Raw genomic sequence first — 22,239 nt, 5'->3', positions numbered from 1 at the left:
CTCAGGTCTTGATTGTGCTGATGGTGTCGTAAATCGGCCCCAGCACCGACAACATGATCCAGCCCAGCAGCAAGCCCAGGATGACCGTCATGGTGGGTTCGATCATGGCCTGCACTTTTTCGATCAATTCCTTCACTTCGCGGTTGTAGAAATAGCTGACATTGCGCAAGGCTGTGTCCAGCGAACCCGTGGCCTCGCCCACCTTCAGCATGCGCACCACCAGCGGCGGGAAGATGCCCGTGTGCTGGAAGGCGGCGGTGACGCCGTGACCCTCGCTGATCAGCTGCGCGGCGCGGCGCAGGCCGGCTGCCACCACCTGGTTGCCGGCAATGCCTTCGGACAGGCGGATGCACTCGAGTATCGTGATGCCGGAAGCATACATCAAGGCAAAAAAAGTGGCAAAGCGGGCCAGGATGATCTTGTGCAGCACGGGACCGACCAGCCACAGCCGCAGTTTCAAGCCATCCCAGGTGTAACGGGCCGCCTCGCTGCGGCCGATCAGGGCGCGCAGGCCGAAAAACAGCAGCACGGGCAAGGCCAGCAGCAGATACCAGTAAGCGATGAAGACATTCGACACGGCAATAAGCACGCGCGTATGCAGCGGCAGCTCGCCGCCCATGTTGCGGATGAAGGCCGTCAGCTGCGGCACCAGATAAATCATCAGGAAAAACGTCACGGCCGCCACCACCACCGCCACGATGACGGGGTACATGATGATCTTGCGCGTCTGCGACGCCAGCTCGTCTTGCCACTTTAAACTTTCCGACAGGTTCTTGAACACATCGGCGATCCTGCCGCTTTGCTCCCCGGCCAGTATCAGGCTGGTAAACGTGGCGTCGAAGATGTCGCCATGCTGGCCCAGCGCACCCGACAGCGGCAGGCCACCTTCGATGCTTTCAATGAGATCCGTGACGACTTCGCGCAGGCGCGGGTGATCCGTGCTTTCGCGCAAGTCGTTCAAGCCTTCCAGGATGGGCACGCCCGCGCCTGTCAATTGTTCCATGTGAAAACAGAAATTAATCAGGTCGCGGCGATGGATGATGCGCTTGCCCAGCAGCACCAGATATTGGCCCGTTATCCTGCAATCGACCAAGTCGAGCTGCATGCGGTGCAAACGCGCTTCCAGGTCCGGCACGTTGGCCGCCTCCATGCTGCCGGGAACCAGGCGGCCAGCACTATCCATGGCACGGTAGACATATTGCGCCATCAGGCCAGCCTTTCCGTCAGGTCGACCACGCGGCCCACTTCTTCCAGGGTCGTCACGCCTTCCATCACGCGGCGCATGCCGTCGTCGACCAGCCCTTTGAAGCCGGCCGCGCGCGCTGCGTTCTTCAATTCGCGGCTACTCGCGCGACGCGCCGTCAATTCATCGAGTTCGGCCGTCATCTTGAGAATTTCCATGATGGCTAGCCGGCCCTTGTAGCCTTGGTGCGCGCAGCGCTCGCAGCCGACGGCGCGGCAGATGGACACGGGCGCAGCGTCGGCCGCCAGGCCCAGCAGGCGGCGCTCGACGCTGTCGGCGATCAGCGTTTCCTTGCAATGCGGGCATAAGCGGCGCACCAGGCGCTGCGCAACGATGCCGATGATGTTGCCGGCCATGATGTCGGGCAGGATGCCGATGTCGAGCAGGCGCGCCACGGAACCGATGGCCGAGCTCGTATGCAGGGTGGAATACACCTGGTGGCCCGTCATGGCGGCGGCGAAGGCCATTTCCGCCGTTTCGCGGTCGCGGATTTCGCCCACCAGGATGATGTCCGGGTCTTGCCGCATCATCGAGCGGATGCCGTCGGCAAAGCCCAGCTTGACCGATTCGTTGACCGAGGTCTGGCGTATCATATTCATAGGATACTCGACCGGGTCCTCCAGGGTCATGATGTTGACGCTTTCCGTATTGATATGGTTGAGTATCGAATACAGGGTGGTGGTCTTGCCGCTGCCCGTCGGGCCCGTCACCAGGATCACGCCGTCGGGGCGCGCGATCATCAGTTTCAACAGCTGCAGTTCCGCCTCGGCCAAGCCCAGGGCGTCCAGCGGCACGATGCCTTTTTGCCGGTCCAGCACGCGCAGCACGACGTTTTCGCCATGCGTGGTGGGCTGCGCCGAGGCGCGGAAGTCGATTTGTCGACCGGAAAACTTGATGCTGATGCGTCCGTCTTGCGGCGCGCGCGCCTCGGCGATATTCATGTTCGACATCACCTTCAGGCGCACGGCCATGGCGGGCCAGTACGATTTGTGCAAGCTGCGGATTTGCCGCAGGATGCCGTCGATGCGGTAGCGGATGCGCAGGAACGACTGTTCCGGCTCAAAATGGATGTCCGAGGCGCCGTTCTGGACGGCGTCGGCCAGCAGCGCGTCGATCAGGCGCACCATGGGCTGGCTGTACTCATCGGACGGCGAGGCCATGCTCTGGTAGCTGACTTCGCCCGTTTCGATTTCGTGCAAGATGCCGTCGATCGACAGTTCGAAGCCATAGTACTGGTCGATGGCGCGCGAAATATCCGATTCGTTGACGAGCACGGTAGAAATCGTGATGCCCTTGACCAGCATGGCGCTGATTTGATCGAGCGCCACGATGTTGCTGGTATCGGCCATGGCCAGTATCAGATTGTCCGCCTGACGCTCATACACGATGGGAAACACGCGGTAGCGCTTGGCAACGTCCTTCGGGATCAGTTTCAGGGCGATGGCGTCGACCACCAGGCTGGACAAGTCGGCGCTGACCTGTTTCAGGTTTTCGCTGAGCGCCTCGCGCACGGTCGCTTCCGTGACGAAGCCCAAAGTGATGAGCAGCTTGCCCAGCGGCTCGCTGCTGCGCCGCTGCTCGATGAGGGCGATGCGCAATTGATCTTCGCTGATCACGCCTTTCTGGATCAGCAATTTGCCCAGTGGAAGTTTTGCCTGTTCTGCCATGTCGCTTATTCTTGACGGGTAATAATGATGGCCGGGTCTGCCTGGTTTGCCGCGTTAGCGCCCACCGCTGGCGTGGCGCCAGCCAAGTCGCGCAGGCGCGCCTGCAGCACGGTCCGGTCGAACGCGGCGGGCGTGGCTTGCGCCAGGTCCAGTGCGCGCTGGTAATACGTGGCGGCCAGCCTGGGCTGGTTCAGCCGGTCCAGGCCCACGGCCAGGTTGAAAGCATAGTCGGGATTGCCGGGCGCGGCGCCATAGGCGCGGAAAAATTGTTGCTGCGCTTCATACCAGCGGCGTTGCTTTGCGTACACATTGCCGAGTGCAAACAGCACGGGAGCGCTGTCGGGGCTGCGCGCCAGGATGGCTTTCAACTTTGCCTCGCTCTGCACCACGTCGCCCTGGCGCAGGCCGATCAGGCCGCCCAGCGCTTCGCCATCGTCGGGATTGATTTCCAGCAAACGCAGGTACAGCGACGCCGCTTGTGCGCCCTGGTTCTCGCGCAGGGCGACTGCCGCCAGCCCGAGCAGCGCGTCGCGGTTGTTGGCATCTTGCCGCAGCACTGTTTCATATTGCTGACGAGCAAGACCCAGTTGGCCGCCGTTGAAGGCGAGATAGGCTTGCTGCACGCCGGGGTTGATATGCGGCGCAGCAACGCTGCGCTGTACCTGGATCTGGCTGTTGTCGGGCGCAGCCACGGGCGGCAGGCTCGGTGGGGCGGGCGGCGCCGTGCGTGCCAGCTGCGCCGCCACTGCCGCCTGCGCCGCCGCTTGTATCATGGCTTGCTGGTTCATCGCCTGTTGCTCAGCCGCACCGGCTGCCTGGCGCGCATCGCGCGGGTAGTCCGGTGCCAAGGTTGCGCCCGAGGGCTGCGTATCGGGTGGCGCGGCCGGTGTTGCCGGCAGCACCACGATGGGGCCGGCAACACCGGACGCACCCGGGGCGTCCGTCAGCGGCATGGGTACGCCGGGCAAGTTGGCGCTCGCGCCTGGGTTGGTGCTGGCGCGCCAGTACCAATACGCCATGGAACCGGCCACCAGCAGCAGCATCGCCAGCAGGATGGCCAGGCGCACGGTGGCCGGATCGACGCTGATGGGCCCGGTGGGACCTTTCGGCGGCGTATTGCTGCGGCTGGCGCGTGGCCGGGCGGGCGGTGGTTCGGGGCGAGTCGACTGCTGCGCACCGGCTTGCGCGCCCGCTTGCGGGTCTGGCGGCGAAGCCGGCTGGGCACTAGCCGGCTGGGTACTGCTCGGCTGGGGCGGCGGCGCGGGTGACTCCGGCAGCGCTTCCAGGCTCAGCGTGCTGGCCATTTGCACGGGTGGCGCGGCCGGCATGGCACGCGGTGCCACGGCATCGGCCGGTGCCAGCTCCAGTACCTGGTCGTAGGCCTCGGACGGCTTTTCCAGTTCTTCGTCGGAAAGGCTGTTCTGTTTGGCGCGCTCGGCCTTCTTGAGCGCCTGCATCAGCAAGCTCATGGGAAGCCTCCCTGCAGGCGTGCCTGCGGCTGGCCGGCGGCCGGTTGGCCATCCGTGTACGGCTGGGTATTGAGCGGCGCCTGGCCGGGCAGCAGGTAGCGGTAGTCGCGGTAATCGCCGTCGATGCTGGCATCCTTGACCACCACCGGGCGCATGAAAATCACCAGCTCCGTCTTGCTGCTCGCTTCGTTGCGGTAGGTAAATAAATTACCCACCAAAGGCAGGCCGGACAGGCCCGGCACGCCATCGCGGGCATTGTCGATGGAATCTTGCATCAGGCCACCCATCACGGCGATCTGGCCATTGCCCACCTTCATGATCGATTCCAGCTCGCGCGCCTGGATGACGGGCACGCGGCTTTGCACATTCGCCGTGGCCAGGGCCGGATTCGGGTCTTGCACGTAGCCAACGATGCGCGTGATGGTGGGGCGCACGTTCAAGGTCACTTCATCGCTGTCGGAAATTTGCGGCGTGACGCTCATGACGAAGCCGACGGGCACCGTTTCCAGTTTCGACTCATAGGTCGCTGGCGTGCTGATGGTGCCCGTCGAGCTGATCACGGCCGGCGTCACCTTGATGGTAAAGAAGACATTGTTGTCGACTACCTTCAGCATGGCGGTCTGATTGTTGAGTACGCTAATCTTCGGGCTGGACAGCACTTTTACCTTGCCGAACGATTCGAGCAGTTGGATGGTGGTGGAAAAACTGTCTTTCAGATAATTGAGCAGGAAGATGCCGGGCGTGGCGCCCGGTGTCACGCCGCTGCTGAGGGCCGCAGAACCGACTTGTTTCTGGGTCAGGCTCAGGCTGCCCGTCAGGCGCGCCCAGTTGATGCCTTGCTGGTATTCATTGCTCAGGCGCACTTCGATGATGGTTGCCTCGATCAGCACTTGCCGCTTGGCGCTGTGCAATACCGCATCGAGGAATTGCGCGATCTTTTCATGCTGGCGCCCCGTCGCCCGCACGGCGATCAATCCGCCTTCGACGTTGACGACGACAGACGAGGGGCTACCCTTGTTGGCCAGTTTTAACAGCGGCATGCCGTTCGCGTCCAGTGCCTGTCCAGGGTTGCCGCTCTGGCCGGCCACCTGCTGGCCCGGCGCAGACCCAGACCCCGACCCCGACAGTCCGCCATTCTGGCCGCCACCTTGCATCGGCGGCTGCGCACCGTATTGGCCGGTCGCGCCCGTGACAGGCAAATTGCCGGCCTGGTTCTGCGGCTGGCCTTGCTGCCCTTGTTGGCTGGGCACGTTCGTCAATTGCTGGTTCAGCTGTGCCAACGGGTCCACCTGTACGTCATTGAGCGTGGTTTCGCGCAGCAGGTCGCGGATATTCTTTTCGAGGCTGTACCAGAAATTATTTTCCGAACGATTCACTACCAGGGTGGTCGAATTGTTGTTGCCATTGCCGCCCTGCGTACTGCCGACGGGATTACTCGCGTTGTTCGACCCGCCCCCCGCCGTGGAGATTTGCGTGGCGATATTCACGCTGCTGTTGGTGCTGCGCGCGATGTTAACGTAATCGACCTTGTAATTGCGCCACTCCGGCGCATCGGGCAGCACCATCAGATTCTTGCCATCGATTTCGTAGCGCATATCGACTTGCTTGCCGATGCGCGACAGCAGTTGCGGCAAGGTCTGGTTCAGTGCATTGAGGGTGACGCTGCCCTCGATCTGCGGGTGGATGTCGATGTTCATGCCAGCATCGCGCGCCAGCGCAAACAGCAGCGATTGCACGGGCACTTTGTGCACGGTGACGCTATAGGTTTCCACTTTGGGCGCCGGCACGGGCGCGGCCAGCGCGCTACTTTGCTGCACCGGTTCGGGAATGGCGCCAGCAGGAGGGGGCGCGGCATTGACGTGGCCAGGCGATAGCGGCGTTTGAGGCGTGGCGCAGCCGGCCAGCATGGCGCTGCAGGCAAGAGTGACCCAAGAGGCCAGCACAGGAATAGGGTGTTGAGTCATGAAAAGTTCGCCCTTTGAGTCGTGTTGTGCTTTTGTAATTTTAACTAGCATGATCGCCTAAAAGCAATCCGCTGTGCAGGCCCGGGGGGGAATATGTCGAAATAAAGTCAGGGTGCGCCACGCCCCGCCTGTGCCGGGGTGGTGGCATTAATTTCTGCGCGGATACTATCTATGCTGCTAAGAAATATTTTCTGCGACGATGCGGGGGCTATTCTCGCCCAGACGGCTTCGGCGCTGGTCTGGTCGGCAAAGCTGCCATAGACGATGGCCAGGCGCGCGGCGGCGCTGGCGGGTGCCTGTTGTGGCGACTTGCTTGCGGACACTGTACCAGGCAGACGAAAGACGTGCACGTTGTGCAGGCCGATGGCTTGTTGCGCCTGCTGCAAAAAATTTTCTGCCGCGGTCGTCTCGCTGGCAGGCAGGCTGGCAATGTGCAGGACCAGTTGCTGCGATCCTTGCTGTGCCAGCCAGTCGCGCGATTCGGCCAGCTTGCTGTCGAGCAGCGCAGGCGGCGCAGGCGGGGCGGCGTGCCAGCGTGCTGCCGGGAACGTGGCGGGCGCCGCCATGCCCGTCGCCATGCCCGACTTGTGGCCCGGCATCAGCCATTGCCACAGCAGCGCAGCGGCCAGCAACAGCATCAACGCGCTCAAGGCGCCCGCCAGCAGCTTGCCTGCATGCCATGGCGCGCGGTAAAACGCACTGTCGGCGATGGCCAGGCGCACATGGCGCGCACTGACTTGCTGCGCATCGTCGGCAAATGCCGCCAGCAAGGCTTTGTCGGCCAGAATATTGATCCTGCGCACGATGCCCTGCGCAGCACGCGCCAAGCGGCGCAGTGCGGCCGGCGTAAAAACCAGCGGTGTTGTGCGGCCGGCGGCGGCCAGGCGACACGTCAGATAGTCGTTCAGCAATGCCGGCGGCAAGCACGGCACGGTAAAACTATGGGTGATGCGCTCCTTGAGCTGGCGGAACTGTGGCAAGTCCAGGGTAAGCTGCAATTCCGGCTGGCCAAACAGGACGATTTGCAGCAGCTTGTGACTGGCCGTTTCCAGATTCGTCAGCAGGCGCAGCGCTTCCAGGGTCGCACCCGGCATGGCTTGGGCTTCTTCAGCCAGCAGCAGCACCTGGCGCCCGGCCGCATGTCGGGCGATCAGCTCGCCATGCAGGGCGCGCAGCACGGTGTCGGCGCGGCAACCATCGAGTGTCAGGCCCAGCTCGGCGGCGATGGCGTGCAAGACTTCATCCGGTTCCAGGCGGGGGTTGAGCAGGTACACCACGTCAACCTGGGGCGGCAGGCGTTCGGCCAGCATGCGGCACAGCATGGTCTTGCCGCTGCCCACTTCGCCCGTCAGCTTGATGATGCCTTCGCCTTGTGTGACGGCGTACAGCAGCGCCGCCAGCAGTTCGCCGCGCGTATTGCCAGGGTAAAAGAAGGCCGGGTCTGGCGTGATGCCGAAGGGGGCCGTGCGCAAGCCGAAATGGCGCAGATACATGCCGTGCGGGGAGGGCGCGTAATGCCGGTCGGGCGGCCTCTGGCGTGTAGCGTGCGGGTCGTTGTTCATGCTGCGATGCAATTGAGGAAAGCCTGCTCCAGGCTGGCGTCCGCCGCGCCGCCATGGCGCGCGCGACATTCGGCGGGCGTGCCGGCAAACACGATGCGGCCCCGATGCAAGATGGCCATGCGGTCGCACAACTCTTCCACGTCGGCCAGCGCATGCGACGTGAGCAAGGCGCCGCGGCCTTGCGCGCGTGCTTGCCGTAGCACTTGTTTGAACTGTGCGCGCGCTTTCGGGTCGAGCCCGCTCATCGGCTCGTCCAGCAGCAGTTGCTGCTTGCCCGACAGCAAGCAAGCGGCCAGTCCGAGTTTTTGCATCATGCCTTTCGAATACTCGCGCGCGGGGCGGCGCAAGGCCTCCGGCGCCAAGTCCAGCGCGCTCAGGGTGTGTTGCACGGCTTGCGCATCAGGGCGCGCCTTGTGCAGGCGCATCAAATAAGCGAGGAAGTCGCCGCCCGTCAGGTAGTGGGGCGCCTGGAAACGTTCCGGCAGAAAAGACAGCGGTTGCCGCGCCGCGCCATGCCGGTGCGGCTGGCCGAAAATGGCGATGTCGCCCCGTTCGGGCGTGCAAAAGTCCAGCAGGCATTTGAGCACGCTAGTCTTGCCAGCGCCATTGACGCCGACCAGGCCGAACAGTTCCCCCGCGCGTACCTGCAGGTCGACGCCGCGCAGCACGGCACTACCGGCCAGTTGCAGATGCACATTGTTAAACTCGATGGCGCAGGCGTTCATAGGGGCAATAGGTGGCAGGCAAGACGACGTACGACCAGCATTATTGCCACGGCGACGGGTGGGCGGCAAGTGTTTCCTTGCAGCGTGCTGAAATGCGCGAAAATCAAGCTGCGCAATGTATTTTCTGTAAGAAACAACAGGTTCTGGAATAAAATACCCGTACGCGCCGCTGGCGTGCATCGTCTGAAGAATTTGTCGAGGAGTAAGCATGGCAAGGCCAGAGAAAGTCCGGCTCGGTGAAATTTTGGTGCAGCAGAAGTTGCTGACGGAAGAACAGTTGGGCCAGGCCTTGACGGAACAGAAGCGTTCGGGGCGCAAGCTGGGCCGCGTTTTTGTCGAGCACGGCTTCGTTACGGAAGAGCAAATTTCCGGCGCCCTGGCGCGCCAGCTTGATATTCCCTACATCAATTTGAAGTTTTTTAACATCAGTCCCGAACTGGTGCGGCTGCTACCGGAAACCCAGGCGCGGCGTTTCCGCGCGCTGGTGCTGGAAGACCGGCGTGAGGGCTTGCTGGTCGGCATGTCGGACCCCACCGACCTGTTCGCGTACGATGAGATCGCGCGCCTGGTCAAGCGCCATATCGAGCTGGCCGTCGTCAATGAAACGGAGGTGCTGGCCGCCATCGACCGCATCTATCGTCGCACGGAAGATATTTCCAGCCTGACGCGCGAGCTGGAGCAGGACCTGGGCGACGTGTCGGTCGACTTCGGTGCCCTGGCCGCCAATCCGGGCCTGGAAGAGGCGCCCATCGTCAAGCTGCTGCAATCGGTGTTCGAAGATGCCACCCAGGTGCGCGCCTCGGACATCCACATCGAACCGCAGGAAGGCCGGTTGCAGATCCGCTTTCGCATCGACGGCGTGCTGCACCTGCAGACGGAAGCGGACAGCAAGATCGCCAGTTCGCTGGCGCTGCGCCTGAAACTGATGTCCGACCTGGACATTTCCGAGAAGCGCCTGCCGCAGGACGGTCGTTTCGCCATCCGCGTGAAAAACCAGCGCATCGACGTGCGTATTTCCACCATGCCGACGCAATACGGCGAATCGGTGGTGATGCGGCTCTTGAATCAGGGCGGCACGACCTTGCGCCTTGACGCCATCGGCATGCCGCCCAAGCTGGTGCAACAGTTCCGCGCCATGGTGAGCCGCCCGAACGGCCTGGTGCTGGTGACGGGGCCAACCGGTAGCGGCAAGACGACGACCTTGTACTGCGCCCTGGCCGAACTCAATTCGGTGGAAAAAAAGCTCATCACGGTGGAAGATCCCGTCGAGTACCGCTTGCCCGGTATTAACCAGGTACAAGTGAACGAGAAGATCGAGCTGAACTTTGCCCGCGTGCTGCGCTCGGCCCTGCGGCAAGATCCCGACATCGTGCTCGTGGGCGAGATGCGCGACCAGGAAACGGCGCAAATCGGCTTGCGTGCTGCCATGACGGGCCATTTGGTGTTGTCGACGCTGCACACGAACGACGCCATCAGCACGCCGCTGCGCCTGATGGACATGGGCGTGCCGCGCTATATGGTGGGTAGCTCGCTGCAAGCGGTGCTGGCGCAGCGCCTGGTGCGCGTGATCTGTGAAAGTTGCAGCACGCCCTACGTGCCCACGCCCAACGAATACGAATGGCTGCGCCTGGAACTGGGCGAGCTGGTCGAGCGCAATCAGTATTTTCACGGCAAGGGTTGCTCGCATTGCAACGGCATGGGTTACCGGGGCCGCACGGGCGTGTACGAATTGCTGGAAATCACGCGCGCCGTGGCCGATGCCGCCAACCATGCCGATCCTTCCCACTTCATGAAGGTGGCGAAGGAGCAAATGGCGGGCGAGACGCTGCGCCGCCACGCCGTGCAGCTGGTAGCGCAGGGCCGCACGACGGTGATGGAAGCGATGCGCATCAGCAACCAGAGCGAGGATTGACGTGCCATTTTTTGCTTACAAGGCGCGCAATGCCAGCGGCGAGTTGCTGAGCGGCGTGATGGAAGGCGCCGACAGCGGCGCCGTGGCCGACCAATTGTTTTCCACCGGCGCGACGCCGGTGGAAATCCTGGCGACCAAAAAAGCCGCCACCACCGGTGCCGATATCGGCTGGTGGCAAAGGCTGACGGAGAAAAAAGTCAGCTCGATGGATGTGCAATTGTTCAGCCGCCAACTCTACACCCTGCTCAAGGCTGGCGTGCCTATCATGCGCGGCTTGGCTGGCCTGCAGGAGTCGGCCATCAGTCCCGCATTTGGCCGCGTCATCAAAGATGTGCGCGAGTCGCTCGACGCGGGACGCGAACTGTCGGCTGCCATGGCGCGCCACCCCACCGTGTTTACGCCGTTTTACCTGTCGATGGTGCGTGTGGGCGAAATGACGGGGCGCCTCGATGAAGTGTTCCTGCGCCTGTTCGATCACCTGGAATTTGACCGCGACATGCGCGCGCGCGTGAAGACGGCGACGCGCTATCCCACTTTCGTGATCGTGGCCATGCTTATCGCCATGGTCATCGTCAACATGTTCGTGATTCCCCAATTCGTGAAAGTGTTCGCCAGTTTCAACGCCGAACTGCCTTTGATGACCCGCATCCTGATCGGCACGTCGGCCTTCATGGTCAATTACTGGCCCTTGCTGCTGGTAGTGACTATTGCCTCGATAACCGCTTTCCGGGCCTGGTTGCGCACCATTCCCGGCCGCTACACCTGGGATCGCTACAAGTTGCGCTTCCCCATCGCCGGCAAGATCATCCTGAAAGGCACCATGGCGCGTTTCGCGCGCAGCTTCGCCTTGTCCAGCACCAGCGGCGTGCCCATCGTGCAGGCGCTGACGGTGGTATCGCAAACGGTCGATAACGCCTATCTGTGCGCCCGGGTCGAACAGATGCGCGACGGCGTCGAGCGCGGCGACAGCATCTTGCGCACTTCGGTGACGGCGGGCGTCTTCACGCCGGTGGTGCTGCAAATGATCGCCGTCGGCGAAGAGTCCGGTTCACTCGATGATTTGATGAATGAAATCGCCCAGATGTACGAGCGCGAAGTCGATTACGAATTGAAGACACTGTCTGCGCAGATCGAACCCATCCTGATCGCCTTCCTTGGTGCCATGACGCTGGTGCTGGCGCTGGGTATCTTCTTGCCAGTGTGGGATCTGGGCAAGGTGGCCCTGCAAAAATGAGAGCGTGCATGTCGCCCCAAAAAAGTATTGCGGCTGGCAAGGCAAGGCAGCGCGGTTTTACTTTGTTTGAGCTGGCCGTCGTGGTGTCCGTTATCACCGTGCTGGCGCTCGTGTTGCTGAGCCGCTTAACGCTGGTTCAGCGCGAAGCGGAGCGGGTCGCGGTGCAGCAAACGATCGTCGCTTTGCGCGCGGGCCTGCGCATGAAAGTGCTGCAACTGTATGCAGCTGACCGGCAAAACCAGTTGCCGGCGCTGGTCGGGCAGAATCCCGTCGATTGGCTGCTTGAAAAGCCGCCCAATTATTTGGGCGAGTATGCGACGCCGGAGATAGCAAAACTCCCCCAAAGTCATTGGTTTTTTGATCAAAGTAATGCAGAATTGATATATATATTAAATCGGAGCAACACTTTTGGCGGATACCATTCCGAGTTGCTTCAATTCAAGGTAAGCTTGCAGCCAGCTCCCCCTAATTCGGCCAGCCCTTCAATCTCGGTTGAGATGCCTCAGGTGGTACTGATGCAGATGGGCGAGGCGGGCGGGCTGAAATAGTTCGATATTGTGTAGATAAATTTTGTCTATGGTGTTTTTTGATTTTTTGGAGATCAGCATGAAGATCAGCAATAGTAAGCAATCGATTCGTCGTTTTCAACAAGGTGGCCAGGCGGGCTTTACGCTGATCGAGTTGGTCGTCGTCATCGTCATCCTGGGCATACTGGCGGCCACCGCGATTCCGCGTTTTATCAATTTGTCGGCCGACGCCCGCCTGGCGAAAGTCAACGGCGCCCGCGCCTCGGTACAGGCTGCCGCTTCCCTTGCCCACGCGCAATGGCTGGTCAATGGCTCGCCTACTACTGGGACCGTCACGGTACAAATGGAAGGCACTACCATTTCGATGGCGAACGGCTATCCTGATGCGGCTGGCATCGTACTCGCCGCAGGTGGCTTGAATGACTACAATGTCTCGGGTACGGCGCCGGTATCGATTGCCGCCGATGCAAGCCATCTTACCTGCGCGTTCACCTATACGGTCGCCACGGCGACTGTGGCGGCGCAGGTGGGTGTTTCACCTGCCCTGAGCAATTGCTAATAGCGTAAGCTGCGCATGCGGCGGCCATGTGCGCCGCATGCAATCCGCCTGGTTCGCCAGGCGCTTTCTATTTGTCCTGGCATGTTTCAGCCGGCATGCCGTCCTTTGCCATAGGTGCGTGGATACGATGTTGTTTCCAGCGGATTTGATGTTTGCCGTACGGGCGAGCCGTGGGCGCCAGCAGCGTGGCTTTACCCTGGTCGAACTGATCGCCGTCTTGGTGGTGGGTGGTATCGTGGCAGCTTTCGCCATGCCGCGCTTCTTTCAGCAAGACAGTTTTGATGCGCGCAGCTTTGCTGATCAAAACGTCAGCATGCTGCGCTATGCGCAAAAACTGGCAATTGCGCAAAACAGGCCCGTGTTCGTGCTGCTCAACGGCAGCCGCATCGCCCTGTGTTTTAGCGCCGCCTGCGAGGCGGCCAACCGTGTCTTGCCGCCAGCTGGCAGCAACAGTGGCCGCACGGCCACCCTGGCTGCCTGCGCGAATGTCACGGCATGGCTGTGCGAGGGGGCGCCCAACAAGATCAGCTATAGCGTGCCGCTGCAAGCGGCCGCCTTTTACTTCAATGCCCTGGGCCGTCCTTACCGTGTGGGCGATGTCGAGCCTGTATCGAGCTTTCCCGCGCGCGTCAGCATCGGCATCAATGGCGCGGACATGACGCGCAACCTGGTGCTCGAAGGAGAGACCGGCTATGTCCATGACTAGCATAGCCGTCTTGCCTGTGCGCAGGACGGCGCAGCGCGGCGTGACCCTGATCGAGTTGGTCATTTTCATCGTTGTGGTCAGCATCGCCGTCGTGGGACTGCTGCAAATTTTCGCCCGCACCACGGCCAGCAGCGCCGATCCGCAATTGCGCAAGCAGGCGCTGGCGATCGCCGAAGCCATGCTCGATGAGATCGAAGGGGCACGGTTCACGTTTTGCGATCCGCTTGCCGATCCGGCAGCCGAGAAGGCGAAGAATGCCGCGCAGTACGACAGCGCCACCAACCCTGACGGCTGCAATACGCCGCAAAATGTCAGCGCGGTGGTGCCCGCCACGGGGCGCCCGTATTACAATGTCAGCGACTATGTGCGGGCCTTCAATGCCTCCGTGATCTACCCGGATGACGCTGCTGGAAACCGCTTTCCTGACGGCTATGCGGTGAGCGTGGCCATTGCTCCCGACGCGGCACTGGGGTTGGCCGGCGCCGGCCTGGCATCGACCGCTGCGCCCGTCAACATGAATGTCTTGCGCATTACGGTCACCGTGACTTATGCCACGAATCAACAGATCGTGCTGGCCGGCTACCGCACGCGCTACGCAGGCAATGCCGTCCCATGATGACTTTCCCCACGCCCCGGCAACGCGGTTTCACCCTGGTCGAACTGATCGTGGTGATCGTCATCACGGCCATCGTTGCCGGCATGGTGACGGTATTTATCCGCGCTCCCATACAAGGTTACCTGGATGTGAGCGCCCGCGCCGAATTGGCGGACGCGGCCGATTTGGCGACCCGTCGCATCACGCGCGAGGTGCGCCTGGCCTTGCCCAACAGCGTGCGCGTGACGAGCAATAGCAGCGGCAGTTATCTGGAGCTGCTGCTGACCAAGGCGGGTGGGCGCTATTTGTCGGAAGACGACGATCTCAGCGTGACACCGGGCAATGTGCTGGCCTTTGATCCCAGCACGCCGGTGGCCAACTCGACTATCTTCAGCATCGTCGGCACCGCGCCGTCCGGCTTGCAAACCATTGTTGCCGGCGACTTTATCGTCGTCAATAACCTCGGCGATCAGCCTCCCGTGGACGCCTATAATTGCAGCGGGCAATGCAACCGCGCCCGGGTCACAGCGATAAACGGCAACAATGTCACGCTGGCCAGCAACCCCTTCGTCGCGCAAACGCCGTCCATGCCTTCGCTCAGTTATCGTTTTCAGGTGGTCAGTACGGTCGTCACTTATCACTGCGCGCCAAATACAAACGGCACCGGTACGCTGACGCGCTATGCCGGTTATGCCATCGACCCTGTCCAGCCGGTCAGCGCCGCTGCCGCGCCGTTGACTAGCGCGTCGTCGGCAGCGCTGATGGCGATGCAGGTCGCGCAATGCGAATTTTCCTTCGATACGCTGCCCAACCTGCAGCGCGGCCTGGTGCGTATTAGCCTGACCTTGGGCGTACCCGGTGGCAACGCGGGTCAGGTCACGCTGGTGCAGCAGGCACAGATTAATAATTCGCCATGACGCTATCCATTTCCCCCATGCCGCATGGGCGCCCGCCATACCGCAAGGCGCGCGGTTTCAGCATCGTCACCGCCATCTTCTTGCTGGTGGTGCTGTCCGCGCTGGGCGTGGCGCTGCTCTCCATCTCGACCATGCAGCATGCCGAGTCGGCGCTGGACGTGCAGGGCGCGCGCGCCTACCAGGCGGCCAGGGCCGGCATGGAGTGGGGCGTATACCGGCAGCGCGTGGACGGCAGTTGTGTCGCCAGCAGCCATTTTGCGCTGCCCGCAAATAGCGCCCTGAGTGGCTTTAGCGTGACCGTGCGCTGTACGCAGGCGGCGGGTGCGCTGCCGCGTTTTCAGGTCATTGCGACCGCCTGCAACCAGCCTGTGGCCAGTGTCTGCGCCACCGCCAACGCCACCAACCATCCTGATTATGTGCAACGCGTCGTGCAGGCGGAATTTTGAGCACGCCGCTAGAAAGGAATAATATGCAGGCAGTCACCACTTTATGGCTAGTTGCACTGGCCCGACTGGTCGCTCTGGCCATGTTCTGTTGTGCGTCGGCCCAGGCGGCAACCTACGCCAACACCAGTTTTGCCTATAGCTGGATCGACGCCAGCAGTCATGCCAAGCTCGGCTATAACACCTCGCCTTACCGCTTCAACGGTTCCGCCGGCTGCGGCACCACGCCGCCCATCCTTGACGACACGCTCAGTGATGCCTTGCCCATCGGCTTTAGCTTCATGTATTCGGGCGTTGCCTTCAGCACGGTGCGCGTGATGACGAACGGACGGTTGCAATTCAATAACAATGTTACTTGCGGCTATGGCAGCCCGGTACAGACGCAGCCCTATCCGAACAGCAGCTTGAATTACACCATGCGCATCTATGGCAATGACCTCGATCCCACCTCGAAACTGGAACTGCCCAGCTACAACACCGCTTGCGCCAGCCGCCTCACGTGTTACATCAGCTATGCCACCATCGGCACCGCCCCCTATCGCAGCTTCGTGGTGACCTGGAGTAATGTGCCGGAATGGACCACGGGCTCCAACCCCACTGGCTCTTACAGCCTGCAATTGATCTTGCAGGAAAACGGCGAATTCATCTACCAGTACGGCGCGGCAGTGGCGGGACCTTCTGGCAAGCTGGGGCAGATTGGCTGGCAGGCCGACAGCAACGATTACGACACGCCGCAGACCGGCTTCCCGGTTAGCAATTCAGCCATCAAGTTTTATATTCCCCGCCCCGTGCTCGAGTACCGCATGGAGCAGCCCAGCTGGAACAATACGCCGGCGCAAGTGAGCGATACCAGCGGCAACGGGCGCGATGGCACGGTGCTGGGCGGCGCCCAGACGATCGCCGCCGGTCGCGTCTGCCGTGCCGCCAGTTTCCCACTCAATACCAGCGCCACTGCCATCGATGCGATCGATAGCGGTCTTTCCGTGCCCGTCAGTATGGGCGGCGCCGGCACGATCACATTTTGGTACAAGGCCAATACGGCCTGGTCCGGCAGCGGGGCGCGCGATGCACAATTGCTCGATGCCACGCAAATGAACAATGAATGGTTTTTTCTCGTGCGGCGCAGCACGGGTGCCTTGCGCTTTGTCGTCACCGACAGTCTGGGCAACCAGCGCGTGGTGGAAACGGCCGCCAATAGCGTGCCCGCCGGTACCTGGAAACACATTGCCGTGAGCTGGAGCTTCAATGCGCTGGCGGCAGCCAATAGCGACCGCCTGCGCATTTACGTCGACGGGGTGCTGCAGAAGGAGTCGGCGTTCACCACGGCGGCGGTGGCGTCGCCGCGCATTGGCAGCGTGTATATCGGCGATAACCGCAGCACGGTGACGGGGCAAAACGGCAGCGGCAATTCCGCCGATGGCGCCATCGACGAATTGCGTGCCTATAACTATGAAGGTGGCCTGGCGCTGGTGCAGCGCGACCAGAACCTGAGCCAGGCTGGTTGCCTGAGCCATTATGCGGTGAGCAATTCGGGCACGGGCCTGACCTGCCAGCAAAGCACGGTCACGGTGACGGCGCATGACGTCAACCATAACAATATCGTGATGCCCAACAATACCACGCAAATCGTGCTGAGCACATCGAACGGCATAGGCGACTGGGCCTTGATCGCCGGCTATGGCGTGCTCAATAATGGTACCTTGAACGATGGCGTGGCAAGTTATCTGTTCAACGGTGAATACCAGGCTGTGTTCGGCCTGAGCAGCGGCACGGCTGCCACGGTCAGCGTGAATGTGACGGATGGACAGTTCACGGAGCAGGAGGACCAGTCGCTGGTGATCAAGGCGTGCGCGGTGGCGCTCTTCAACGCCTGCGAGGCGACGACGCCGCGTTGCGTGCCCAGCACCAGCAGTATCAGCTATGCCCGCCTCAATACCAAGTTGGCCGATACGGCTTTCAAGCTCGACTTGGTAAAACTGAAGAGCGATGCCAGCCTGGAAACGACTTTCGCTGGCGTGACCACGGTTGATTTGCTGGCCAACACCGCCACCGGTGTCGCGCTAGGGGCGAATAACTGTCCGCTGACCCAGACGGCGGTCATTCCGCTGGGCCTGGCCACGTTCGTGGGCGGCTATTCGAGCGCCAATGTGAGCATCCCGGCTAACGCCATCAGCGCCGTGGCGCCCAAGTACAGCGCCTACCGCGATGTGCGGGTGCGCGTCACTTGCACGGCGGCCGTGTGCGTCACCGCCAATGTGGCTTGTTCGACCGATAATTTTGCGGTGCGACCGCAACAGTTTACGCTCAGTTCCAACATGAGCAACAGCGCCCTGAGCGGCACGCCCAGTCTGCCGGCGGGCACCCCGTTCACCCTCGGTGCGGCGGCCGTTGCCGGCTATAACGGCACGCCGCTGGTCGACAATTCCGCCGCCGGACAAAAAATCACCGGCTTCATCAGTAACACCGATTACAGCGACCGCCTGGGCTCGAGCTCGAGTGCCAGTCCGTTTCCGCTGGGGCAGGCGGTATTGGCCAGCGGTGTGGCCAGCAATAGCGGCGTGACGTACAGCGATGTCGGCACCTTCCGCATGCTGCCCGACGCGGTGCTCGACAATTCCTACACCAGCGTCGACCAGCCGGGCAACTGCGTGACCGGCAGCAGCAGCAATACGGCCGTGGGCGGCAAGTTTGGCTGCAATATCGCCAACCAGACGCAAAGTCCCGCGCCCGTCTATGGCCGCTTTTTTCCTGACCACTACGCGCTCACGGGGGCGCTGACGGCCGCCTGCGGCGACTTGACCTACATGAGCCAGCGCGAACTGGGCGTCGCGCTGGGCGTGACGGCTCTGAGCAAGGGCAATCAAATCCTGGGCCGCTACGGCAGCGCTTATCCAGCCCTCGCTAGCGTGAGCGTGGGCGCCCGCAATGGCAGTGCGACGCTGGCCGCCAGCCGCCTGTCGCCCGCCTTGCCCGCCTTTGCGTGGAGCCAGGGCCGCAGCGGTCGCAGTTATGCCACCGACAGCGCCGGCTACGCCGTGGGCAGCACGCAAGTGACATTGGCCGGCAGCGGCAGCCTGTCGGCGGGGGAGTTGATCAAGTTTAGCGGCGACAATGCCGTATATAAGGTGCAGGCAGACATGGCCGGTGCCGGTACGCTGACCCTGGCGCCGCCTGGCTTGCTGCAAGCGATCCTGCCCACCGCGACCGGCGTGGCGGTGCAGTATGGTTTCAACCGCTTGCCCAGCGGCCAGGACGGGCCGTACGACAACTTTTCGCTGCTGGTGTCCATCAGCGACGCCGATGGGGCGCTCATTTCCAGCGTCAATGGACTAGCCGTCACCCCCGCAGCCAGTGTGGCGGTGGGCAATACCAAGTTGCGCCACGGGCGCCTGCAGGTCGCCAATATGTATGGTTCCGAACGGCGCGCCTTGCTCGTGCCGATGGCTGCGCAATATTGGAACGGCACGCTGTTCGTCGACAATGTGCTGGACAATTGCACGGCCTTGTTGCGCAAGAATTTACTGTTGACCAATTATCTTAATTTGACAGATGCCCAGCTACCGGCCGCCACCAGCTTGCCGCTCGATAGCGGCCTGTTGGTGCAGGGTGTCGGCAGCGTTTTACTGGCCAAGCCGGCCGCGCCGGTGACGAAAAAAGGCACGCTGACGCTGCAGTCCCTGATTCCCTATTTGCCGGGCCAGGCGCGTGAAACCATCGGCGTGTTTAAGAGCGAGCCGCTGATATTTATCCGCGAGATGTTTTGATGGGAGGGCATTTTGTGCAAGGAGATGACTTTCGTGGTGTTTTCTTGAAAATATATTATCAATATATTATTTTTTAGACTGTTCTTCCATACGATGAATTAAAATTGATTTCATGCATCATTGGCGCGGCAACGTTGCCGGAGCACTTCTATTCTCGGGATCGGTTGCATGAGTTTCTTCGTAAAAGCAAAAAAACAGGACGGCTGGCTGGCGACATCGTTTTCTGCGGAGGGCATGTGTGCTGCCGTCGTCGAGCGGCGCACTGGCGAGCGCCCGCTGGTGCGGGCCGCAGCGTTTTATGCCGGCCGCAAACCCGTGCCGGCCGCCACCCTGGAAAGGCTGAACAAGGAGATGCACGCCCAGTCGCACCTTTGCAGCACGCTGCTCGGCGCAGGCGAGTACCAGTTGCTGACACTCGATGCGCCGAATGTGCCGCCGGAGGAACTGAAAACTGCCGTCGGCTGGCGCTTGAAAGATATGCTGGACTTTCCGCTGGCCGAGGCCACCATTGACGTCGTTGGCATCCCGGTCGATAAAAATGCGCCAGTGCGCGGCCAGTCCCTGTTCGCCGTCGCCGCGCGCAACGCCCCTTTGGCCGAAAGGCAGGCACTTTACAGCGAGTGCAAGATAGCGCTGGCCGTGGTCGACATACCGGAAATGGCGCAGCGCAATGTCGCGGCGCTGATGGAGCCGCAGGGGCGCGGCCTGGCCATGCTGTCTTTCGACGGCGAGGGCGGCTTGTTGACGGTGACGTTTGATGCCGAACTGTGTCTGGCGCGCCGCATCGATGTCACGCTGGCCCAGTTGGCCGATGTCGACGAGGCCCGGCGGCAGCAGTATTACGACAGGATCACTTTGGAATTGCAGCGTTCGTTTGATCATTTCGAGCGTCAGTTTCATTTTATTAGCATCTCCAAGCTGGTGCTGGCACCGACCGGCAGCGAGGGTTTGCATGGCTACCTGGCGGACAATCTGTACATGCCTGTGGAGCTGCTGGACTTGGCGCTGCTGTTTGATTTTTCCCGCGTGCCCGACTTGCAAGCGGCCGCCAGCCAGGCGCGCTTTTTCCTGTCCCTGGGTGCAGCTCTGCGACAAGAGGGGGTACTCGCGTGAGCCAGCAAATCAATCTGTTCAACCCCGCGTTTGAAAAGCAGAAGCAGGTATTGTCGGCGAAGGGCATGGCGCAGGGACTGGGGCTGATCTTGCTCGTCAGTGGTGCGCTGGCCTTGTATGGCGCGCGCCAACTGGCCGTGCTGGAACGCGCTGCGGCTGATAGCAAGCTCATGCTAGCTGCGCGCGAGGCGCGGCGGGCCGATGTGCTGACGCGTTTTCCCACGCCGCAGAAGGATCCCCTCATCGCGCGCGCGCTGGGGCAGGCGCAAGCCGACCGCGCCGCCCTGTTGGAGGCGCAAACTATCTTGCAAGGTGGCGAGCTGGGCAATACACACGGTTATGCCGCTTATTTCCGTGCCTTTGCCCATGCCAGGGTCAATGGTCTGTGGTTGACGGAGGCGAGCATCGTCGGCGCCGGCAAGGAGATCGGTCTGCAGGGGCGCACCGTGCAGCCCGATCTGGTGCCCCAGTATATTAGCGCCCTGTCCAGGCAGTCTGTGCTGCAAGGAAAATCATTTGCGCGCCTGGATATGGCGGCGGCGCAAACTCCCGCGCCCGCGCCCGCGCCCGCGCCGGCGCCGGCGCTGCCGGTGGCGTCAGCCGGTGCGCTGGCCGAGGCCGTGGTTGCACCCGCGCGGCGATTTATCGAATTCAGTTTGCAATCGTCTGCGGCGCCGGCCGGCGGCGCGGCAGGGACGGTGAAAGAATGAAACAACAATGGCAGAAACTCACCCTGAAAATCGATGCACTGAGCGTGCGCGAGCGGGCCATGATTTTTGGCGCCGCTGCCGCGCTGCTGGTTTTTATCGTTTTTTATCTGGTGCTCGACCCTCAAATGAGCCGCAGCAAGGTGCTAGTTGACGCGATAGCGCAGCGACAGCAGGCGGCCGCCGTCATCGATGGCGAAGTGGCGCAAAAGCTGGCGGCGCATGCCGGTGATCCGGATCAGCAAGACCGGATCCGGCTGGAACGCACCAGGCAGGAAACCGGGCAGATGCGGCATGCCTTGCAGGCCACACAAAATGGCCTGGTGGCACCGGAGCGTGTCGTGCCGATGCTGCAGCAATTGCTGAAACAGCAATCGCGCTTGCAGCTGGTGTCCTTGCTCACCTTGCCGTCTGGCCCGATGGGACACGGAGGTCTTGCTCCCGCCGCTGCTATAGCGACCGCGACCGCGATAGGGACAGCGACGCCTGCGGCTGCGCCCGCTGCACCCGCTGCGCCCGCTGCACCGGCGACAGCGGAAATCGCCCCGGCGAAGGCGCCGGCCCTGCTATACCGCCATGGTGTGGAAGTCGTATTGCGTGGAAATTATCTGGACATGGTGAATTATATGGACGCTCTTGAGGCAATGCCGGCCCATGTGTTCTGGGGCAAGGTCAACATGAAGGTCGAGCAGTATCCGAACGCCACGCTGAGCCTGACCCTGTACACGCTGAGCCTGGACGAAAAATGGATCGCGCTGTGATGCGCGCCAGGCGCTATGTCGCCGTTGCGAGCGTGCTGCTGTCCTTGGCGCCCAGTGCTGTTGCTCAGGGCTTGGTCGATCCGACCAGGCCGCCCGATGCGGTGCCGGCCGACAGCGCTGCCGTGTCTGCCCGCGCGGCGGCGCCGCAGTTGCAGTCGCTATTGATTTCGAATAAACCGGGCGGGCGGCGCCTGGCCGTGATCGATGGCGTCAGCGTGCGCCCCGGCGACAGGATCGGTGGCGCCGTGCTGGTCAGCATCGGCGAGGCAAGCGTGGTGCTGCGGCGCGGTAAAACCCTTGAAACGCTGCGCTTGTATCCGAAAGCGGCGCAGGTGAACGACGGTGTGCAGATGCGAAGGAAATAGGTTCAT

At 62.1% G+C, this 22,239-nt stretch carries 19 protein-coding genes; 13 read left to right on the top strand and 6 right to left on the bottom strand.

What is annotated here, in order from left to right:
* Window position 1: 1 nt before the first annotated feature.
* From H4V96_RS12755 to H4V96_RS12730, 6 genes are all read right to left on the bottom strand, one after another.
* Window positions 2-1,207 (bottom strand): type II secretion system F family protein, encoded by a 1,206-nt coding sequence (locus tag H4V96_RS12755; RefSeq protein WP_010399055.1) that lies wholly within the window; start codon window positions 1,205-1,207, stop codon window positions 2-4.
* Window positions 1,207-2,910, bottom strand: a complete 1,704-nt coding sequence (locus tag H4V96_RS12750) for an ATPase, T2SS/T4P/T4SS family (protein ID WP_010399053.1) — start codon at window positions 2,908-2,910, stop codon at window positions 1,207-1,209. The genes H4V96_RS12755 and H4V96_RS12750 overlap by 1 nt, the downstream gene beginning before the upstream one ends.
* Before the next feature lie 5 nt (window positions 2,911-2,915).
* Complete coding sequence (locus H4V96_RS12745; protein ID WP_196855927.1) at window positions 2,916-4,379, bottom strand: tetratricopeptide repeat protein; 1,464 nt, start codon at window positions 4,377-4,379, stop codon at window positions 2,916-2,918.
* Window positions 4,376-6,343: a pilus (MSHA type) biogenesis protein MshL gene (locus tag H4V96_RS12740; RefSeq protein ID WP_196855926.1), complete on the bottom strand. Its 1,968-nt coding sequence runs from the start codon at window positions 6,341-6,343 to the stop codon at window positions 4,376-4,378. The genes H4V96_RS12745 and H4V96_RS12740 overlap by 4 nt, the downstream gene beginning before the upstream one ends.
* 107 nt (window positions 6,344-6,450) lie before the next feature.
* A complete protein-coding gene (locus tag H4V96_RS12735; RefSeq protein WP_280720982.1) occupies window positions 6,451-7,905 on the bottom strand; it encodes an AAA family ATPase in 1,455 nt (484 codons plus the stop codon).
* Window positions 7,902-8,630, bottom strand: coding sequence for an ABC transporter ATP-binding protein (locus tag H4V96_RS12730; protein ID WP_196855984.1), 729 nt, complete (start codon window positions 8,628-8,630; stop codon window positions 7,902-7,904). Before H4V96_RS12730 ends, H4V96_RS12735 begins: the two co-directional genes overlap by 4 nt.
* Window positions 8,631-8,838: 208 nt before the next feature.
* Here H4V96_RS12730 and H4V96_RS12725 point away from each other — a divergent pair, with 208 nt between their 5' ends.
* The 13 genes from H4V96_RS12725 to H4V96_RS12665 all read left to right on the top strand — a co-directional run bounded on the left by H4V96_RS12725 (window position 8,839) and on the right by H4V96_RS12665 (window position 22,233).
* Window positions 8,839-10,542: a GspE/PulE family protein gene (locus H4V96_RS12725; protein WP_280720981.1), complete on the top strand. Its 1,704-nt coding sequence runs from the start codon at window positions 8,839-8,841 to the stop codon at window positions 10,540-10,542.
* Between the two features lies 1 nt (window position 10,543).
* Window positions 10,544-11,776, top strand: a complete 1,233-nt coding sequence (locus tag H4V96_RS12720) for a type II secretion system F family protein (protein ID WP_010399043.1) — start codon at window positions 10,544-10,546, stop codon at window positions 11,774-11,776.
* 8 nt (window positions 11,777-11,784) lie between these two features.
* Window positions 11,785-12,324 (top strand): type II secretion system protein, encoded by a 540-nt coding sequence (locus tag H4V96_RS12715; protein ID WP_196855923.1) that lies wholly within the window; start codon window positions 11,785-11,787, stop codon window positions 12,322-12,324.
* Window positions 12,325-12,382: 58 nt separating this feature from the next.
* Window positions 12,383-12,862 carry a type II secretion system protein gene (locus tag H4V96_RS12710; RefSeq protein WP_142303414.1) on the top strand — a complete coding sequence of 160 codons (480 nt, stop codon included), beginning with the start codon at window positions 12,383-12,385 and terminating at the stop codon, window positions 12,860-12,862.
* A gap of 127 nt (window positions 12,863-12,989) precedes the next feature.
* Entirely contained in the window at window positions 12,990-13,568 is a 579-nt protein-coding gene (locus H4V96_RS12705; RefSeq protein WP_010399040.1) for a prepilin-type N-terminal cleavage/methylation domain-containing protein, read from the top strand.
* Window positions 13,561-14,184 carry a prepilin-type N-terminal cleavage/methylation domain-containing protein gene (locus H4V96_RS12700; RefSeq protein ID WP_196855922.1) on the top strand — a complete coding sequence of 208 codons (624 nt, stop codon included), beginning with the start codon at window positions 13,561-13,563 and terminating at the stop codon, window positions 14,182-14,184. Before H4V96_RS12705 ends, H4V96_RS12700 begins: the two co-directional genes overlap by 8 nt.
* The gene (locus H4V96_RS12695; protein ID WP_010399037.1) at window positions 14,181-15,080 is read left to right on the top strand and encodes a prepilin-type N-terminal cleavage/methylation domain-containing protein; all 900 of its coding nucleotides are present in this window, start codon (window positions 14,181-14,183) and stop codon (window positions 15,078-15,080) included. Before H4V96_RS12700 ends, H4V96_RS12695 begins: the two co-directional genes overlap by 4 nt.
* Window positions 15,077-15,526, top strand: coding sequence for an agglutinin biogenesis protein MshP (locus H4V96_RS12690; protein WP_196855921.1), 450 nt, complete (start codon window positions 15,077-15,079; stop codon window positions 15,524-15,526). Before H4V96_RS12695 ends, H4V96_RS12690 begins: the two co-directional genes overlap by 4 nt.
* Before the next feature lie 23 nt (window positions 15,527-15,549).
* On the top strand, window positions 15,550-19,287 hold the full coding sequence (locus H4V96_RS12685; RefSeq protein ID WP_196855920.1) for a LamG domain-containing protein: 3,738 nt from the start codon (window positions 15,550-15,552) through the stop codon (window positions 19,285-19,287).
* Between the two features lie 168 nt (window positions 19,288-19,455).
* Window positions 19,456-20,400 carry a hypothetical protein gene (locus H4V96_RS12680; RefSeq protein ID WP_010399030.1) on the top strand — a complete coding sequence of 315 codons (945 nt, stop codon included), beginning with the start codon at window positions 19,456-19,458 and terminating at the stop codon, window positions 20,398-20,400.
* Window positions 20,397-21,110 (top strand): MSHA biogenesis protein MshA, encoded by a 714-nt coding sequence (locus tag H4V96_RS12675; RefSeq protein ID WP_280720980.1) that lies wholly within the window; start codon window positions 20,397-20,399, stop codon window positions 21,108-21,110. The genes H4V96_RS12680 and H4V96_RS12675 overlap by 4 nt, the downstream gene beginning before the upstream one ends.
* On the top strand, window positions 21,107-21,868 hold the full coding sequence (locus H4V96_RS12670; protein WP_196855918.1) for a hypothetical protein: 762 nt from the start codon (window positions 21,107-21,109) through the stop codon (window positions 21,866-21,868). The genes H4V96_RS12675 and H4V96_RS12670 overlap by 4 nt, the downstream gene beginning before the upstream one ends.
* Window positions 21,853-22,233, top strand: a complete 381-nt coding sequence (locus H4V96_RS12665; protein ID WP_280720979.1) for an MSHA biogenesis protein MshK — start codon at window positions 21,853-21,855, stop codon at window positions 22,231-22,233. Before H4V96_RS12670 ends, H4V96_RS12665 begins: the two co-directional genes overlap by 16 nt.
* Window positions 22,234-22,239 lie beyond the last annotated feature (6 nt).

Source organism: Janthinobacterium sp. CG_23.4 (assembly GCF_029892305.1).
GTDB lineage: Bacteria > Pseudomonadota > Gammaproteobacteria > Burkholderiales > Burkholderiaceae_D > Janthinobacterium > Janthinobacterium lividum_D.
Note: the sequence above shows the minus strand (reverse complement) of the source record. Positions and strands in the feature narration are given on the sequence as shown.

What these genes read in the sequence shown, in the direction of transcription:
- H4V96_RS12755 (WP_010399055.1), bottom strand. Translation starts at nt 1,207, where the DNA reads ATGGCGCAATATGTCTACCGTGCCATGGATAGTGCTGGCCGCCTGGTT.
- H4V96_RS12750 (WP_010399053.1), bottom strand. Translation starts at nt 2,910, where the DNA reads ATGGCAGAACAGGCAAAACTTCCACTGGGCAAATTGCTGATCCAGAAA.
- H4V96_RS12745 (WP_196855927.1), bottom strand. Translation starts at nt 4,379, where the DNA reads ATGAGCTTGCTGATGCAGGCGCTCAAGAAGGCCGAGCGCGCCAAACAG.
- H4V96_RS12740 (WP_196855926.1), bottom strand. Translation starts at nt 6,343, where the DNA reads ATGACTCAACACCCTATTCCTGTGCTGGCCTCTTGGGTCACTCTTGCC.
- H4V96_RS12735 (WP_280720982.1), bottom strand. Translation starts at nt 7,905, where the DNA reads ATGAACAACGACCCGCACGCTACACGCCAGAGGCCGCCCGACCGGCAT.
- H4V96_RS12730 (WP_196855984.1), bottom strand. Translation starts at nt 8,630, where the DNA reads ATGAACGCCTGCGCCATCGAGTTTAACAATGTGCATCTGCAACTGGCC.
- H4V96_RS12725 (WP_280720981.1), top strand. Translation starts at nt 8,839, where the DNA reads ATGGCAAGGCCAGAGAAAGTCCGGCTCGGTGAAATTTTGGTGCAGCAG.
- H4V96_RS12715 (WP_196855923.1), top strand. Translation starts at nt 11,785, where the DNA reads ATGTCGCCCCAAAAAAGTATTGCGGCTGGCAAGGCAAGGCAGCGCGGT.
- H4V96_RS12710 (WP_142303414.1), top strand. Translation starts at nt 12,383, where the DNA reads ATGAAGATCAGCAATAGTAAGCAATCGATTCGTCGTTTTCAACAAGGT.
- H4V96_RS12705 (WP_010399040.1), top strand. Translation starts at nt 12,990, where the DNA reads ATGTTGTTTCCAGCGGATTTGATGTTTGCCGTACGGGCGAGCCGTGGG.
- H4V96_RS12700 (WP_196855922.1), top strand. Translation starts at nt 13,561, where the DNA reads ATGACTAGCATAGCCGTCTTGCCTGTGCGCAGGACGGCGCAGCGCGGC.
- H4V96_RS12695 (WP_010399037.1), top strand. Translation starts at nt 14,181, where the DNA reads ATGATGACTTTCCCCACGCCCCGGCAACGCGGTTTCACCCTGGTCGAA.
- H4V96_RS12690 (WP_196855921.1), top strand. Translation starts at nt 15,077, where the DNA reads ATGACGCTATCCATTTCCCCCATGCCGCATGGGCGCCCGCCATACCGC.
- H4V96_RS12685 (WP_196855920.1), top strand. Translation starts at nt 15,550, where the DNA reads ATGCAGGCAGTCACCACTTTATGGCTAGTTGCACTGGCCCGACTGGTC.
- H4V96_RS12680 (WP_010399030.1), top strand. Translation starts at nt 19,456, where the DNA reads ATGAGTTTCTTCGTAAAAGCAAAAAAACAGGACGGCTGGCTGGCGACA.
- H4V96_RS12670 (WP_196855918.1), top strand. Translation starts at nt 21,107, where the DNA reads ATGAAACAACAATGGCAGAAACTCACCCTGAAAATCGATGCACTGAGC.
- H4V96_RS12665 (WP_280720979.1), top strand. Translation starts at nt 21,853, where the DNA reads ATGGATCGCGCTGTGATGCGCGCCAGGCGCTATGTCGCCGTTGCGAGC.